Genomic DNA, 15,265 nt, shown 5'->3' with positions numbered 1-15,265 from the left:
GGACGGATGCCAATGTTGCACAGCGGGAAAACGGCACTCATCACCGGTTCAACCAGCGGTATCGGCAAGGCCGTTGCCAGGGCGCTGGCGAAAGAGGGGGCGAATGTCATCCTGAATGGCCTCACCAAGCCGGGCGAGGACGAGAAACTCGTAGAGGACTTCAAGTCGGAATTTGGCGTCGATGTTGGCTTTTCTGGCGCTGACCTGACCGACCCCAAGGCGATTGAGGGCCTGATCGGATACGCGCAGCGCGATTTTGGCGGTGTCGATATTCTGGTCAATAATGCGGGCGTCCAGCACGTTGCGCCGGTCGATGAATTTCCGGTCGAGAAGTGGAATCTCATCATCGCGCTGAATTTGAGCGCGGCGTTTCACACGACGCGTCTCGTTATGGGACAGATGAAGGAGAAAGGCTGGGGGCGCATCATCAATACGGCGAGTGCCCACGCGCTGGTCGCGTCGCCCTTCAAGTCAGCCTATGTCGCGGCCAAGCACGGAATTGCAGGCCTGACCAAAGTTGTTGCGCTGGAAGGGGCCCAGCACGGCGTGCGCTGTAACGCGATTTGCCCCGGCTATGTCCACACGCCGCTTGTCGATGCGCAGATTGCCGATACCGCCAAAGCGCGCGGTATCAGTGAGGAAGAGGTCAAGCAGAACGTCCTGCTGGCGGCACAGCCGACCAAAGAGTTTGTGACGGTTGAGCAGGTCGGTGCAATGGCGGTGTTCCTGACGAGCCCCGCCGCGAACCAGATCAATGGCGCGCTCATGCAGATGGATGGCGGCTGGGTCGCACAGTAGCGCGCTACCCGAACCCGCCATCTTTCAGCGTCAGTCGTCCTCAGGCTCTTCCGGCATGGGGGCGACCCGCAGGCCCGTGATCTGGTTGCGGGTCTTGCGGATGATGTCGAAGCGGTGGCCGTGAAAGGCAAAGCGCTGGCCCGGTTCCGGGATGGTCTGGGCTTCGTGGATGACGAGCCCGGCCACAGTGACGGCTTCCTCGTCTGGCAGCTGCCAGCCCGTTGCGCGGTTCAGATCGCGAATAGTTACCCAGCCTTCGGTAATGACCGATCCGTCTGATTGTGGACGCACACCCTGAACCGGCACGTCGTGCTCATCGCGGATATCGCCAACAATCTCTTCGAGAATGTCTTCCAGCGTCAGCAGGCCCTGGAGTTCGCCATACTCGTCGATGACGAGGGCGAAGTGATTGCGCTCTTTCAGGAAGAGGTCGAGCTGGTCCTGTAGCGGCGTCGTTTCCGGCACGAACCAGGGTTCACGTAGCAGCTCCGTCAGGTCGAGCCCGTCGATATTGCCCTTGTGATGGACGACCGCGCGCAGCAGGTCCTTCACGTGAAGGATGCCCGTAATCTCGTCATCATCGGCCTGATAGAGCGGGATGCGGGTGTGCGGGCTTTTCAGCGCCTGGCGGATGATCTCACCGGAGGGGAGGGTGCCGTCCAGCATGGTGATGTTCTTGCGGTGGATCATGACCTCTTCGACGGTCATGTCCTTGAGGTCGAGCGCGCCGACGAGACGGTGGCGGTCAGCTTCGTCCACGCCGCCTTCAAAGTGGTGGTAGTCGATGGCGCCGCGGATTTCTTCTTCGGCGGTGAAGTCCGCGTCAGGCGCGCTTGCGCCAATCATGCGCAGGGTGAAGTTCACGATGCTCTGGATGATAGTGACGACCCATGCCGCGCCAGCGACGAGCCAGGAGATCGGCTTTGCGACCGACATTGCCATGCGGTCTGCGCGCGTGATTGCGTAGGTCTTTGGCAGGACTTCGGCAAAGATGAGAACCAGAATGGTCATCACAGCGGTGGCGACCGCCACACCTGCCGCGCCCGGCAGGAGCGAAGCGAATAGCGTCGTCGCCAGCGCCGAGGCGAGAATGTTAACGAGGTTGTTGCCGAGCAGGATTGCCCCGATCAGCTTCTCGCGATCTGAAATCAGCGTTGTGACCTTGGCAGCGCGCTTGTCGCCGTCACGCTCAAGCTGGTGCATCCGGGTGCGTGAGGCGGCCGTAAGGGCTGTCTCAGAGCCTGAAAAGAAAGCCGACATCCCGAGCAGGCAGAGGATGGCGATAAATGTTCCAATAATCATGGCTTAGCTCCGCTGGAGCTCCCCTTCTAAGAATTCGCCGACATCGGCGAGATCGGCGTCTGGCAGGATAAAGGCCTGACCGAGACCGCGCGCAAGAATGAGCGGAATCTTTCCGGCGCGGCCCTTCTTGTCCTGCTTCATCGCTTCGACGAGCGCACTGGATGTGTATGGACCCCCTGGCACGCGGTTCAATTGTGTCACGAGGCCTGCTTTTTCAAGCAGCGCTTCAGCGCGTTGTGCGTCTGCCACGTCCATCAGGCCGAGGCGCGCAGAATAGCGAAGGGCGAGCGCCATGCCCGCGGCAACAGCTTCGCCGTGCAGGAGGGTGTCGCGAAACCCGTTCACAGCCTCCAGCGCGTGGCCGAAGGTATGACCCAGATTGAGGAGCGCGCGGACGCCGGATTCGCGCTCATCCTGTGAGACGATGCGCGCTTTGGCGCGGCAGGATACGGCGACCGCTTCAGCCAGTGCCTCCTGCTTCAGTGCGACGACATCGCGGCCATGGCTTTCAAGCCAGTCGAAGAAGGCGGGGTCGTCAATCAGCGCGTATTTCACGATTTCGGCATAGCCCGCGAGACGCTCTCTTTCCGGCAGGGAGGCGAGCAGGCCGGTATCTGCGAGCACGAGCGCAGGCTGGTAGAAGGCGCCGATGAGGTTTTTGCCCTGCGACGCGTTTACGGCGGTCTTGCCGCCGACAGAGCTATCGACCTGGGCAAGGAGAGTCGTCGGCACCTGAACGAAGGTCATGCCGCGCTTCATCAGCGAGGCGGCGAGGCCTGTCAGATCCCCCACGATGCCGCCGCCAAGGGCGACGAGTACGTCGTCCCGGCCAGCGCCTTCTGACAGGAGCCAGTCCAGCACTTCGCCAAGAATTGCCCAGCTCTTTGCGCCCTCACCAGGAGACACGGCCTTGAGGCGCATATCGAGGCCTTCGGCGCTCAGGCTTTTTTCGAGCGCGCCTGCATAGAGCCCGCCGACCGTTCCGTCGGTCAGCACGAAAACGCGTGGCTGCCGGGTCAGAGGCGCGAGCGTTGCGCCTGCGCTCTCGATCAGGCCAGCGCCGATCTTGATGTCATAGCTGCGCGCGCCAAGATCGACGCGCACCGAATGAAGGGCGGTCGTTGTTTCAGTCATTATGCGTCTGGCTCCACTCGTCGAGCGCTTTCAGGATAGCGTTCACGGTCGCGCGGTGAGGGCCTTCCTCACTGGTCACGACCAGATCGGCCTTTTCATAGATTGGCGTTCGCTCATCGAGAAGACGGCTGAGCACGCCTTTTGGGTTGTCTGCCTTCAGAAGCGGGCGGTGGCTGCGACGGGAAACGCGGCGCCATAGCGTCTCAAGATCGGCATTCAGCCAGATCGTCACGGCTTTTTCGCGCAGCAGGTCGCGCGTGTCGGGATTGAGGTAAGCGCCGCCGCCCGTCGCGAGGACATGAGGGGCTTCACCGAGGAGCCTTTCCAGCACGCGGTGTTCGCCGCGCCTGAACTCTTCCTCGCCATGCAGGGCGAATATGTCGGAGATGGAAAGGCCGGCTGCCTTCTCGATCTCATTATCGCTGTCATAGAACTGGCGGCCCAGCACTTCTGCCAGCCGACGGCCTACAGTCGATTTGCCAGCGCCCATGAGCCCGACAAGCGCGACTGTGCGTTTAGAGATGGCTTGCCCTATTCGTGCCGGATCTGCGGTGTAGCTACTCTTTGTGGTCATGGGCTTTTAAGCTCGCTCATGAGTGTCCTATACAGGCTCGACGTTGCCGAGCAACAATCGCGGTCATGCTAATGCCAATGAGGTTTCTTTCGAATGCGCAAATGGTTCATCCTGTTCGCTGTCCTGATCATCGCCATTGTTGGCACTCTTTGGTGGCTGGGCACCGAAGTTGATAACTCGCGCCCGGACGCCGGCGAAGTGCGCATGGAGGTCGAGAATGTTTTCTAGAACGGTTCCGGCGCTGCTTCTGGCAGCGTCGATCAGTTTTGGGGCAGACGCGCAGATCCGCACTAGCGGCCTTGATGACGTGAATGCCTGGAACACCAACCTTCTGGCGCGCGGCGAACGCGCGCTGAGTGACCGTATCTGGACCTCGTCTGACCCGGATTTTCTTCTGGACCTGATGAATTCCCTCGAGGTCGAGACGATGACTGAGGCGGAGCGCGACCTGCTCAGCCGTGCATTGCGCTCACCGTCGGCGGCGCCGCGCGGAGAAGGCGCGGCTGAATTGCAAACTAAACGGCTCGAGCTGCTTGCAGCCTTGGGCGAACGCCAGGCGGTTTCCGAGCTTGGCCGTCAGGTGGATATGCTGCCAGAGGGCGTCGACCCTGATGCGATCACGTCGGACAACAGGCTCGCACGCGGCGAACTTGGGCTTGTCTGCGATCAGATGAACCCTGAAGCGGCCGACAAGTTCTGGCTGGAGCTTCGTATCATCTGCGCCATCGAAGGCGAAAATCTTGGCGATGCTGAGCTCGCGCTTGAGCTTGCCGCCATTGAAGAAGGTGCTGATCCGTGGGTCACAGAGACCGCGATCGCGATCATTGCGGAGGCTGAGGAGCGCCCCGAGGCGAGACTGGGCTCTGGCCTGCAGGTCGCGTTCTCCGAGCTGGCTGACCTCGAAGTAACACCTGAAGCGCTGGAGACGGCACGGCCGGATCTTGCGCTCGCCTATGCAAATGACCGCGGCAATCCGATTGAACTGCGTGTGGTGGCTGCGCGCACGGCGGTCGCGGGCAGGCTGATGGACGCTCCGCAATTGCGCTCGCTCTATGTCGACTATGTCGCTGCGCCAGATTTCGAGCCGGAGACGGCGAGTGAAGAAGCGCTCTACCTGCTGACGCAGGTTGAAGAGCAGCCTGTGATCCTGCGCCCCGGCGACCTGACCGCGCTCCAACCTATTGGTACCGAAGAAGAGATCGATGCCGACGAGGACGATGCCGAGGAGACTGTTCCGCTGGAACGCCGCCGGATCGAAGCACTGGCAGCCGCCCTTGAGGAGGCCCGCGCCAGCGAGGAAGGTCTCGCGACGACAGCCGCCCTGTTCGAAGACGATCTGAAACGCTTTCCGGCAGATGCCGTGGAGCAGGATGAGGCGCTCAGCTTTGCCCGCGCCGCAATGGCCGTTGGCAACATGTCGCTGGCGACGTTCTGGCTCGATGCAGCTGGCGTGGAGTCAGGCGATGCGTCCTATGAGGTCGATCTCATGCGCGGCTATGGCCTGATCATGTCCCGCGAACGCAACCGCGCGACCATCGAGCGCGTGGCCGAAAACCTTATCGGCGAAGATGCGAGCGACGAGGTTCGCGCACAGGCGCTGGCGTTGTTCGCGGTCTGGACCGCCTTCGATGTCTCGCTGCCGGTTGATGCTCGTCAGGCGCTTGCGACGCAGGTCGATGAGGCAGCTAGCCGCCCGTCTCCGGGCCAGCTCGTCGCCATCGATGCAGCGGCCCGCAATGGCGCGCATGGCGAGGCGCTGTTCCTTATCCTCAACGCTGTTGGTGGCAATCCAGACGAGCTTTCCCCGGCTGGTCTGCAGAATGCCCTGTCCACCCTTCGGAGGCTTGGCGCTGAGGACGAGGCACGCGACCTCGCGCTGGCTGTAGGTGGCTTCTAGCGCCGCTTAGCGGCCCTTGAAGTTCGCCTCGCGCTTTTCGAGGAAAGCCATCATGCCTTCGCGGGCATCTTCTGACCGCATGAGCGGCAGGAGTTGCAGGAAGACGTGGTGGACGTGCTCGGTGAATGGCTCCGACAGGCCCATACGCATGAGGCGTTTGGATGCCTGAACGGCGAGCGGCGCGTTGGACGCGATTTCCTTGGCCAGGGCGCGGGCCTCGTCCATCAGGCTGTCATGTGCGACGACCTTGGAGCAGAGGCCTTCGGCGAGGCACTCGTCAGCCTTGAGCGTGCGGCCCGTGAAGATGAGCTCACATGCTTTCTCCCAACCCAGCATGCGCGGCAGGAACCAGGTGCCGCCGCTTTCAGGCAGGATGCCGCGCTTGGTGAAGGCGGCCGCCATCTTCGCCTTGTCGGACATGATGCGGATATCGCAGCCAAGCGCTGTATCCATGCCATAACCCGCCGCCCCGCCATTGATGGCGCAGACGGTCGGTGTGTCCATGTTAAAGAGGATGGTCGGCGGCGTGTTGCGGAGGTCAAGGTTCGCCGACGAGACCGCGCCGGAGCCCATGCCTTCGCCTTTGGTGGCGCTTTCCAGGTTGAGGCCCGCACAGAAGGCACGGCCAGCGCCGGTCAGGATCACGCAGCGGACTTCCGGGTCCTTGTCGGCCTTGAGGAGGGCTTCCGAGAGCCCGTCGAGCATCGGCCCCGAAATCGTGTTCATCCGGTCAGGCGCGTTGAGCGTGATGGTCGCAATATTGTCAGCGACCTCGTAGAGGATTTCCTCGAAAGTGGTGGCGGTGTCCGGCATGGCGTGTCTCCCTGTTTTGCGTGGGAGATTAGCTGCTGGCGCCCCGGCTGCCTATCGGTGACGCGGGGGAGGGGTCACATCTCCGCGGCGTCTTTGAGGTCTTCCAGTTCGAAGGCGCGCTCTGCCGTCATGTTCATGATGCAGTCTGCGCCTGTGATGCGGCCCAGCGTGCCGCCCCGAAACTCGTCATAGGCAAAGCGGCATTTGAGATCGCGCCACTCTATCCAGCCGCGCTGCGTCTCACGCAGGCGTGCGGCCATATTGTAGGCATCGTCAAACTCGGCGTCCTGTTGCTGGTAGAGCGCCATGAGCTCGCGGTAGACCTGATTGAGACGGGCATCCCAGAAAGCAGTCTCATCAGTGATGCAGGTCACCATTTCGAGGGTGGAGCCGGCATTCCCCGGGCAGGCATCGTACATCTTGCCGACGCAGGATTGCCGGTCACGGTCACCGGCTTCAGCCTCGGCGAGGCAGTCTTCGAGCACAGTCGTGCCGCGGGCGCCGGCGAGGTCAGACTTCTGTCCGTAGGCAGATGATCCCGTTATCAGGGCCAGTGCGGTTGCGACGGTCCAGAATGGTCGTGTCATGTTGCCCCCAGTTCACGGTTTATCGCAAGCGCTCAGGCCTTTTCCATGGTCGGAAAGTCGGTATAGCCGCGTGCGCCGCCGCCATAATAAGCCTTGAGCGGGGCTTCGTGAAGTTCGGCATCGGCCTTGAGGCGTTCGACGAGGTCCGGATTGCCAATGAACGGGCGCCCAAAAGCGATGATGTCGCCGCTGTCTTTCTCGCGCGCGTCGAGGGCCATTTCTCTTGTGTAGAGATTGTTGAGAATGGTCGGGCCCTTGAAGCGATTGCGCAGTTTCAGGACGTCGAAGAAGGGCTCTGGTGTACGTGTGACGCCGGTATCGCCTTCGACGAGGTCGAGCCAGCCAATGCCGAGATCATTCATCATGTCGACGACATGAGTGAAGAGCGGCTCGGGGTCAGTGTCCCAGGTGCCATAGGCGTGACCGAGCGGGGCAAGGCGTATCATGATGCGATTGCCGTCCCAGACCTTCAGGCAGGCTTCGAGGACTTCTTTCAGGAAGCGGGCGCGGTTCTCGATAGAGCCGCCATACTCATCGTCCCGCTGGTTCGTCATGTCATTGAGGAAGGCCGAGATGAGGTAGGAATGGGCCGCGTGCAGCTCGATCCCGTCGAAGCCGGCCTCCTTGGCGCGGGTTGCGGCGGCCTCATAGGCGCCGACCATCTCCCTGATTTCCGCCTTGGTCATGACGTGGACCGGCTCATAGGGCTGAGGGCCGGTTTCGGTGAAAATCTCGCCGGGCTGGCTGTATTCTGACGGGGCGACGGGCGCGCTCTTGCCGTCAGCGCTGAGAGAGGAGTGGCTGAGCCGGCCTGCATGCCAGAGCTGGCTGAAGATGAGGCCGTCCTTCGCGTGTACCGCGTCGGTCACTTCCTTCCAGCCAGCGATCTGTGCGTCTTCCCAGAGACCGGGCAGCATTGGCCCGCCGCGTCCACCCGGAACGACCGCTGTTGCTTCGGTGATGAGGAGACCGGCGCTCGCGCGCTGTGAATAATAGTCTGCCTGAAGCTTGCCTGCCTTGCCATCCTGCGTCGCGCGGGCGCGCGTCAGCGGCGATAGGGCGATGCGGTTCTTGAGCGTCAGTCCGTTATAGGTGACGGGCTCGAAAAGATCGGTCTTGGTCATGCGGCAGGCCTCCCGGATATCTGTTTTCCGGGACAGTATCAGCGAAAAGCCGCCTGCCTATCGGTGACGTGGGGGAGGCCCCACCCCGACCCTCCCCGCAGGCGGGGAGGGGGCGCTTGCATTAGCGTGCCGACTGCCGACCCTGTGGTTCGGCTTCGGTCGCTATGCGAGTGGATAGGAAGAGATCAATCGTCATCCATCCGCAGCGCTGCGACGAACGCTTCTTGCGGAATCTCCACCTTGCCGAACTGGCGCATGCGCTGCTTACCGGCCTTCTGCTTTTCCAGAAGCTTGCGCTTCCGGGTCGCGTCGCCGCCATAGCATTTCGAGGTCACATCCTTGCGGAGCGCCGAGATGGTCTCGCGTGCGATCACGCGGCCACCAATGGCGGCCTGGATCGGGATCTTGAACATCTGGCGTGGGATGAGGTCTTTCAGGCGCTCACACATCTGACGGCCCCGGCCTTCGGCGCGATCGCGGTGGACGAGCATGGAAAGCGCATCGACCGGCTCATCATTCACGAGGATCTGCATCTTCACGAGGTTCTCGGCGCGGTGGCCGATGATCTCGTAATCGAAGCTCGCATAGCCTTTCGAGATGGACTTCAGTCGGTCATAGAAGTCGAAGACGATTTCGTTGAGCGGAAGCTCATACTTCACCATGGCGCGACCGCCGACATAGGAGAGCTCTTTCTGGATACCGCGGCGGTCCTGACAGAGCTGCAGGATGGCGCCGAGATAGTCGTCCGGTGTGTAGATCGTTGCATTGATCCACGGCTCACGGATTTCACTGATGCGCACGACGTCTGGCATGTCCGCCGGATTGTGCAGCTCCATCTCTGTGCCGTCCGTCATGGTCATTTCATAGACCACGGATGGGGCCGTCGCGATCAGGTCGAGGTCAAACTCGCGGCTGAGGCGCTCCTGGATGATTTCGAGGTGGAGCAGGCCGAGGAAGCCGCAGCGAAAGCCCATGCCGAGCGCCGCAGACGTTTCCATTTCCCAGGTGAAAGACGCATCGTTGAGGCGCAGCTTCGACATGGCCGCGCGCAGATCGTCGAAGTCACCTGCATCGACCGGGAAGAGGCCGCAGAACACCATCGGAACGACTTCCTTATAGCCCGGAAGCGGTGTGGTGGCCTGGTTCTTCTCGTCCGTGATCGTATCGCCGACCGCCGTGTCTGCCACTTCCTTGATGGAAGCGACGAAGAAACCGACTTCGCCCGGACCAAGCTCGTCTACGTCGGTCGGCTTGGGGCCGAAAATGCCGACCTTGTCGATCTCATAGGTCGACTTGGCGCGCATCATGCGGATCTTCTGTTTCTTCTTCATCACGCCGTCGACGATGCGCACGATGACGACCACGCCGAGATAGGGGTCGTAATAGGCGTCGATCAGTGACGCCTTCAGCGGCTTGTCGCGGTCGCCTTCATGCGGCGGGGGCAGGCGCGTAACGATGGCTTCGAGCACGTCCTCGATGCCGATATTGTTCTTGGCCGATGTCATGATCGCGTCTGAGGCGTCGAGGCCGATAATGTCCTCGATCTGCTCTTTCACGCGGTCAGGTTCAGCGGCAGGCAGGTCAATCTTGTTGAGGACAGGGACGATCTCATGGTCCTGCTCGATCGCCTGATACACGTTGGCGAGGGTCTGCGCCTCAACGCCCTGAGAGGCGTCGACGACGAGGAGCGAGCCCTCACAGGCAGCAAGACAGCGGCTGACTTCGTAGGAGAAGTCGACGTGACCGGGCGTGTCCATCAGGTTCAGGACATAGGTCTCGCCATCCTTGGCGGTGTAGTTCAGGCGGACCGTCTGGGCCTTGATCGTGATGCCGCGTTCCTGCTCGATATCCATGGAATCGAGCACCTGTTCGCGCATCTCACGATCAGTGAGACCGCCCGTGACCTGGATGAGCCGGTCAGCGAGGGTGGACTTGCCGTGGTCGATATGGGCCACGATGGAAAAATTGCGGATCTTGTCGCGGGGTGTCATGGCCCGCCATATAGCGGGGCTTGCCGTCCCCGACTAGCGGCTGCGTGCTGTCAATGCGGGGTGTTGCAGGCTTTCTGTAAGGGTTTGCGCAGTATAAAAGGCGTCATGGCCGACACGCAGACCCTTATCGACAAGACGACAGACACCCAGCCGGGCATCACGGCTGAAGGCTGGCTGACCGATAGCTGGTATCTGGCGTGCCCGTCCAGCGAGCTGAAACCCGGCGGCCTGAAGCATGTCATCATGCTGGATCAGCCCATTGTGGTTGGCCGGACTGAGGCAGGCGAGGCCTTTGCGCTGCGCGATATCTGCCCGCATCGCCTCGTGCCGCTATCGGCAGGCAAGATGAAGGACACGAATGGCGAGCCGACGGTTGAGTGCCCCTATCATGGCTGGCGCTTTGGGACGGACGGGGTCTGCCGCCACATGCCGAGTGTGCTCGAAGACCAGCCCTATGAGGCAAGCCGCTTCAAGGTGCGCCGCTATCCGGTGCACGAAAAGAACGGGATGATCTTCGTCTTCATCGCGCATGACCCCAAGTTCGAGGGCGAACCCGATGTGCCGCCGCCAGACTACGGAGAGCTGCCCGACAAGCCGAAATTCGTCATCGAAGAGACTTTCAACGCGCACATGGACGACGCCGTCGTGGGCCTGATGGACCCGGCCCATGTCGCTTTCGTGCATTCGCAATGGTGGTGGCGCCCGCCGAGCGTGGGCCTCAAGCTGAAGGAAAAGCCCTTCGTGCCGCGTGATCGGGGCTGGGCGATTGATCGCCACCAGCCGTCTTCCAATTCGCTGGCATACAAGGCGGTATTCGGCGGCAAGGTTACGACGCAGATCATATTCCAGCTTCCCGGCTATCGTTGGGAGATTGTCGAGAATGACACGGCGCGCCTTCTGACGCTGACCTGTCTGACCCCGGTCTATAAAAAGCAGACCCGGATCACGCAGGTGACCTGGTTCTTCGGGGCGCCGCTTCTGAACCTCGCCATTCCGATCTTCAAGCCGGCCGCGCGCAAATTCCTGCGCCAGGACGGCGACATCGTCGACCTTCAGAATGAGGGCATGAAGTATCAGAAGGCGATGATCTGGATCGACGATATCGACGTGCAGGCCAAGTGGTACCGCACGCTGAAAAAGGAATGGGCGGCTTCGCGAACCGAGAGCCGCCCGTTTGAGAACCCGATCAAGCCGGTGACGCTGCGCTGGCGCAGCTAGACCTTGCTAGCTGAGGTCGACGATCGGCCTGAAATTGCCAAAGATCATGCGCTTGCCGTCGAAAGGCATTTCAATGTTCTGCATGCGCTCATCGGACATCATCTTTTCCCAGCCGGCATCGCTGGCCTCCTTTGAGGGCCATTCGACCCAGCCGAAGGCAACGGTCTCATCATCGGTTGCCTGCACGGCGCGCTGGAAGTCGGTGACCTCGCCAGCGGGAACGCCAACGCCCCAGGCATCGAGCAGGCGTGTCGCGCCATACTCCTGGAAAATTGCGGCCATCGTCTTTGCGAATTCGGCATAGCTTTCCTTGCCGTCGGCAGGGGCCGGGGCGACCATCCCGCTGATGTATTCAGTGGCATCAGCCTTTCCGACATCCGACAAGGTTTCGAAGCCGCCGAAGATCATCCGCATGCCATCGAAGGGCATCTCACCGCCCATCGCTCCCATGCGGGGGTCTTCCATCATTTTCTGGCTGGCCGCATCGGCGGCTTCCTTCGAGGCAAATTCAAACCAGGAAAAGACGATCTTCTCGCCGGGTTCTGCCTTCACGGCGCGGCGAAGGTCGGTCACGTTGCCGTCCGGAACGTCGTCTTCCCAACTTTCAACCATGCGCAGGACGCCGAACTCCTTGAACAGGGGGAAGGCGTCGGCGGCGTGCTTTCGATAGGCTTCCTTGTTTTCTTCCGGGACGGCGGCGACGAAACCTTGAATGTAGCTCATGGGAGAGGTCCTTTTTGAGTGCTTCAGCGTCCAAATCCAATGTGAGAGGAGACTGAGATAGGCAAATTCCGCGATTGAATAAGAGTTGATATCAACGTAAATTATATAAGCGATGACGAATCAAGTGACATTTTCGCAAACCCTTCATGTGAAGGATCATTGCCTCTGCCTGGCGGCGCAGCGGGCGGCCAGAGCGCTGGCACGCCGCTTTGACGAAGCGTTTCGCCATCTTGGCATCACGAGCGGTCAATTCTCGCTGTTGATGTCGCTGAACAGGCCCGAGCCGCCGCCAATGGGGACTGTAGCCGAGCTGTTGGCAATGGACCGCACAACCTTGACCGCGAACCTCAAGCCATTGGAGCGGCGCGGATTGCTGGAAATCACCCCCAATCCCAAAGACCGGCGAAGCAGACTTTTGAGGCTGACGGACGCAGGGCATTCGCTTTTAGCTGAGGCCGCCCCGATCTGGGAAAGCGAGCACGCGAAAGTTGATGCATTGGTCACCGCCTGCGGGCCCCAGGACCTTAGAACAGCTCTGTCCGAGCTCGCCTGACACATTTCTTTGCAGGCAAGCACACCCGCGCACTTGTAATCGTGCTTTGGTCCGCAATCTCTGAAGCAGCTCCGTTAAAAATTCAGATTTTGCAGGAAAGGCGTGCCAGCCAAGCATGACGCACACCCTCGTTGAACAGTTCATCCTGCTATGGGTCGTAATCGATCCGATCGGTACGATCCCGGTTTTTATTGCCGTCACTGCAGCGATGACCGCAGTCCAACGAAGACGGGTTGCCGTGCAGGCGACGATTGCGTCGACGTCCGTCCTCCTGACTTTTCTGGTCGGCGGACAGTTCCTGATTAACGCGCTTCAGATCAGTCTGCCTGCCTTCCAGATTGCAGGCGGCCTCGTCCTTCTGGTCTTTGCGTTGACGATGATCTTTGGAGACTCCAAGCCGGAGTCCGAAGCGCTTGGGTATGAGCAGGAACCAGATGGCGGATCGGTCGCCGTGTTTCCGTTAGCGATGCCGTCTCTGGCATCCCCTGGCGCGATCCTCGCGATTGTGGTGCTGACGGACAATAACCGTTTCAGCATCGAAGAGCAGGCCGTCACGGCCGGAATCATGGTTGCCATCATGCTGTGCGCGCTCGCGCTCATGCTGTTGGCATCGCCAATCCTGAAAGTGATCCGGATGGCGGGCGCAGCCCTTGTCAGCCGCGTTATGGGCATGATCCTGGCGGCTGTCGCCGTAAATACGATGATCAATGCCGTAATTGAATTGATCAGGACGACGGCAGTTTAAGATAGCCGTGTGTATGAAGGGCGCGTGGTCCGGACCTAGCGGGTCGGGACCGGGGCGTCGCCGCGATAGTCGTAGAAGCCGCGGCCTGCCTTGCGGCCGACCCAGCCGGCCTCGACATATTTCACCAGAAGCGGGCAAGGGCGATACTTGGTATCGGCAAGACCATCATGGAGGACCTGCATGATGGAAAGGCAGGTATCGAGGCCGATGAAGTCTGCAAGCTGCAGTGGCCCCATTGGGTGGTTTGCGCCGAGCTTCATGGCCGTGTCGATGCTGTCGACGGTGCCGACGCCTTCATAGAGGGCGTAGACCGCTTCGTTGATCATCGGGACAAGGACGCGGTTCACGATGAAGGCCGGATAGTCTTCGGCGTTCGTGGTCGTCTTGTTGAGGCGCTTGGCAAAAGTGAGCGCCATTTCATACGTGTCCTGATCGGTGGCCAGGCCGCGAATGACTTCCATCAGCTTCATCAGCGGCACAGGGTTCATGAAGTGCAGGCCGATGAACTTCTCCGGCCGATCGGTCGTCGCCGCAAGGCGCGTGATCGAGATGGAGGAGGTGTTCGTTGCGAGGTAGGCGTTCGCCGGAACGGCATCGCAGAGTGATTTGAAGATGCCTTCCTTGATCTCGCGCTTTTCCGTGGCCGCTTCGATCGCAAGATTGACGTCGCCGAAGCCGTCGAGCGATGTGCTGGTATGGATGCGCGACATCGCCTTCGACATATCCTCATGCGAGATCATGTCGCGTGAGACCTGCCGGGTCATATTGGCTTCAATCGTCTTCATTCCTGCGGACAATGCGTCCTCAGAAATGTCGTTCAGATGGACGTCATAACCGGCCAGTGCGCAGACATGGGCGATGCCATTGCCCATCTGACCTGCGCCTACAACACCAATGCGTGCGATCTCACTCATTCCGCCCTCCAGATGGCGAAGATAGTCAATTCTCTGCTTCTAGAGTGATTGTGCAGCGCGTCAAATATCAAGCCCTGTGCGCACATGGCCATTGGCGGAGGCGGCATACTAGCTCTCCTCGCCCGTCGACTGCGGCAGCGGAAATCGCTTGTGAATGAACCATGAGGCCGGCCATGTCAGGATCATGAGGAAACCTGCAAAGGCTGTCATTGGCGTCCAGACGGCAAGAACGCCGACCAGCACAACGATCAGTATCTCCGTTCGGTAATACCAGACCGACTGCTTCGTGATCGCCACCTCCATGTCGCTCAAATCAAGAAGATCAGCCATTTTCAGCGTGTGGGCGTACATCTGGCTGATGACCAGATTTATCAGCCCGTAGCCGAGCGCGAAATAGCCCATGGTGATGCCCGAGGTGCGATAGCTGAGCCCCGCGGACTCCAGCCTTTCCCAATCACCGGTCGCGGCGCCGACGATATAGCCGAAGAGCCCATCGAAGATGTATCGCAGCGGATAGGCGACGAAGAGGATCAGAAGGAGAAGAATGCAGTTCAGAAAGATGATCCAGCCATCCGCGACGCCATAGCGGCGAAAGAAAATGTAATGGGCATTCCAGATCACGAAGAGGATCGCGAAGGCTGCGGTCACGGGAATGATCGTGAAGAGGTGGCTGGTCAGCTCTGAGAAGGTGGTCGGGCTGGCGCCTGAGGAAACGATCATGCCCAGCGCGAGCGCGAAGACGATGTCTGAGAGATTCTCGATGCGTGTGACCGACCCGCCGCGCCAGGTAAAGCGTGGATCGTGGTCTAGTTCACGGTTGATCGCTTCGCGCAGCATCAAGCTTTCCCCGGATTTTCTTGGAACTTAGCGGAGCGCGATACCTTCTCCAATA

The 15,265-nt window shown here is 60.6% G+C and carries 15 protein-coding genes and 1 pseudogene; 5 read left to right on the top strand and 11 right to left on the bottom strand.

The features are described 5' to 3' along the window. Positions 1–12: 12 nt before the first annotated feature. Positions 13–798 carry a 3-hydroxybutyrate dehydrogenase gene (locus KUV46_05005; GenBank protein ID QYJ01755.1) on the top strand — a complete coding sequence of 262 codons (786 nt, stop codon included), beginning with the start codon at positions 13–15 and terminating at the stop codon, positions 796–798. A gap of 30 nt (positions 799–828) precedes the next feature. Here the strand turns inward: KUV46_05005 and KUV46_05000 are convergent, their stop codons facing one another. From KUV46_05000 to KUV46_04990, 3 genes are read right to left on the bottom strand one after another with little or no spacing between them, the layout of a single operon-like run. Then, positions 829–2,100 carry an HlyC/CorC family transporter gene (locus KUV46_05000; protein ID QYJ01754.1) on the bottom strand — a complete coding sequence of 424 codons (1,272 nt, stop codon included), beginning with the start codon at positions 2,098–2,100 and terminating at the stop codon, positions 829–831. Between the two features lie 3 nt (positions 2,101–2,103). After that, on the bottom strand, positions 2,104–3,234 hold the full coding sequence (gene aroB, locus KUV46_04995; GenBank protein ID QYJ01753.1) for a 3-dehydroquinate synthase: 1,131 nt from the start codon (positions 3,232–3,234) through the stop codon (positions 2,104–2,106). Then, positions 3,227–3,808: a shikimate kinase gene (locus KUV46_04990; GenBank protein ID QYJ01752.1), complete on the bottom strand. Its 582-nt coding sequence runs from the start codon at positions 3,806–3,808 to the stop codon at positions 3,227–3,229. The genes aroB and KUV46_04990 overlap by 8 nt, the downstream gene beginning before the upstream one ends. A gap of 217 nt (positions 3,809–4,025) precedes the next feature. On the opposite strand from KUV46_04990, the gene KUV46_04985 reads away from it, so the two are divergent. Continuing rightward, positions 4,026–5,705 (top strand): hypothetical protein, encoded by a 1,680-nt coding sequence (locus KUV46_04985; protein ID QYJ01751.1) that lies wholly within the window; start codon positions 4,026–4,028, stop codon positions 5,703–5,705. 6 nt (positions 5,706–5,711) lie between these two features. Here the strand turns inward: KUV46_04985 and KUV46_04980 are convergent, their stop codons facing one another. From KUV46_04980 to lepA, 4 genes are all read right to left on the bottom strand, one after another. Next, on the bottom strand, positions 5,712–6,518 hold the full coding sequence (locus tag KUV46_04980) for an enoyl-CoA hydratase/isomerase family protein (protein ID QYJ01750.1): 807 nt from the start codon (positions 6,516–6,518) through the stop codon (positions 5,712–5,714). A gap of 74 nt (positions 6,519–6,592) precedes the next feature. Then, positions 6,593–7,105, bottom strand: a complete 513-nt coding sequence (locus tag KUV46_04975) for a DUF1311 domain-containing protein (protein QYJ01749.1) — start codon at positions 7,103–7,105, stop codon at positions 6,593–6,595. A 32-nt stretch (positions 7,106–7,137) separates the two neighbouring features. Further along, entirely contained in the window at positions 7,138–8,229 is a 1,092-nt protein-coding gene (locus KUV46_04970) for an alkene reductase (protein ID QYJ01748.1), read from the bottom strand. A gap of 185 nt (positions 8,230–8,414) precedes the next feature. Then, entirely contained in the window at positions 8,415–10,220 is a 1,806-nt protein-coding gene (lepA, locus tag KUV46_04965; GenBank protein QYJ01747.1) for a translation elongation factor 4, read from the bottom strand. A 105-nt stretch (positions 10,221–10,325) separates the two neighbouring features. On the opposite strand from lepA, the gene KUV46_04960 reads away from it, so the two are divergent. Then, positions 10,326–11,438, top strand: a complete 1,113-nt coding sequence (locus KUV46_04960; GenBank protein QYJ01746.1) for an aromatic ring-hydroxylating dioxygenase subunit alpha — start codon at positions 10,326–10,328, stop codon at positions 11,436–11,438. Positions 11,439–11,444: 6 nt separating this feature from the next. Here the strand turns inward: KUV46_04960 and KUV46_04955 are convergent, their stop codons facing one another. Both KUV46_04955 and KUV46_04950 read right to left on the bottom strand, forming a co-directional pair. Then, positions 11,445–11,777 carry a DUF1428 domain-containing protein gene (locus KUV46_04955; GenBank protein QYJ02349.1) on the bottom strand — a complete coding sequence of 111 codons (333 nt, stop codon included), beginning with the start codon at positions 11,775–11,777 and terminating at the stop codon, positions 11,445–11,447. A gap of 33 nt (positions 11,778–11,810) precedes the next feature. Further along, positions 11,811–12,161, bottom strand: a pseudogene (locus KUV46_04950) (DUF1428 domain-containing protein). Positions 12,162–12,273: 112 nt separating this feature from the next. Between KUV46_04950 and KUV46_04945 the strand changes: the two are divergent. Beyond that, positions 12,274–12,714 carry a MarR family transcriptional regulator gene (locus KUV46_04945; GenBank protein QYJ01745.1) on the top strand — a complete coding sequence of 147 codons (441 nt, stop codon included), beginning with the start codon at positions 12,274–12,276 and terminating at the stop codon, positions 12,712–12,714. A 115-nt stretch (positions 12,715–12,829) separates the two neighbouring features. Beyond that, complete coding sequence (locus tag KUV46_04940) at positions 12,830–13,459, top strand: MarC family protein (GenBank protein QYJ01744.1); 630 nt, start codon at positions 12,830–12,832, stop codon at positions 13,457–13,459. Positions 13,460–13,494: 35 nt separating this feature from the next. Here KUV46_04940 and KUV46_04935 read toward each other — a convergent pair whose 3' ends face one another. Continuing rightward, positions 13,495–14,373 carry a 3-hydroxybutyryl-CoA dehydrogenase gene (locus KUV46_04935; protein ID QYJ01743.1) on the bottom strand — a complete coding sequence of 293 codons (879 nt, stop codon included), beginning with the start codon at positions 14,371–14,373 and terminating at the stop codon, positions 13,495–13,497. Positions 14,374–14,481: 108 nt separating this feature from the next. After that, positions 14,482–15,210 carry a DUF1211 domain-containing protein gene (locus tag KUV46_04930; protein QYJ01742.1) on the bottom strand — a complete coding sequence of 243 codons (729 nt, stop codon included), beginning with the start codon at positions 15,208–15,210 and terminating at the stop codon, positions 14,482–14,484. Positions 15,211–15,265 lie beyond the last annotated feature (55 nt).

The sequence above is a fragment of the Thalassovita mediterranea genome (genome assembly GCA_019448215.1).
Classification (GTDB): Bacteria; Pseudomonadota; Alphaproteobacteria; order Caulobacterales; family Hyphomonadaceae; genus Henriciella.
The sequence above is the reverse complement of the archived record's forward strand: the minus strand, read 5'-3'. Positions and strand labels throughout refer to the sequence as shown.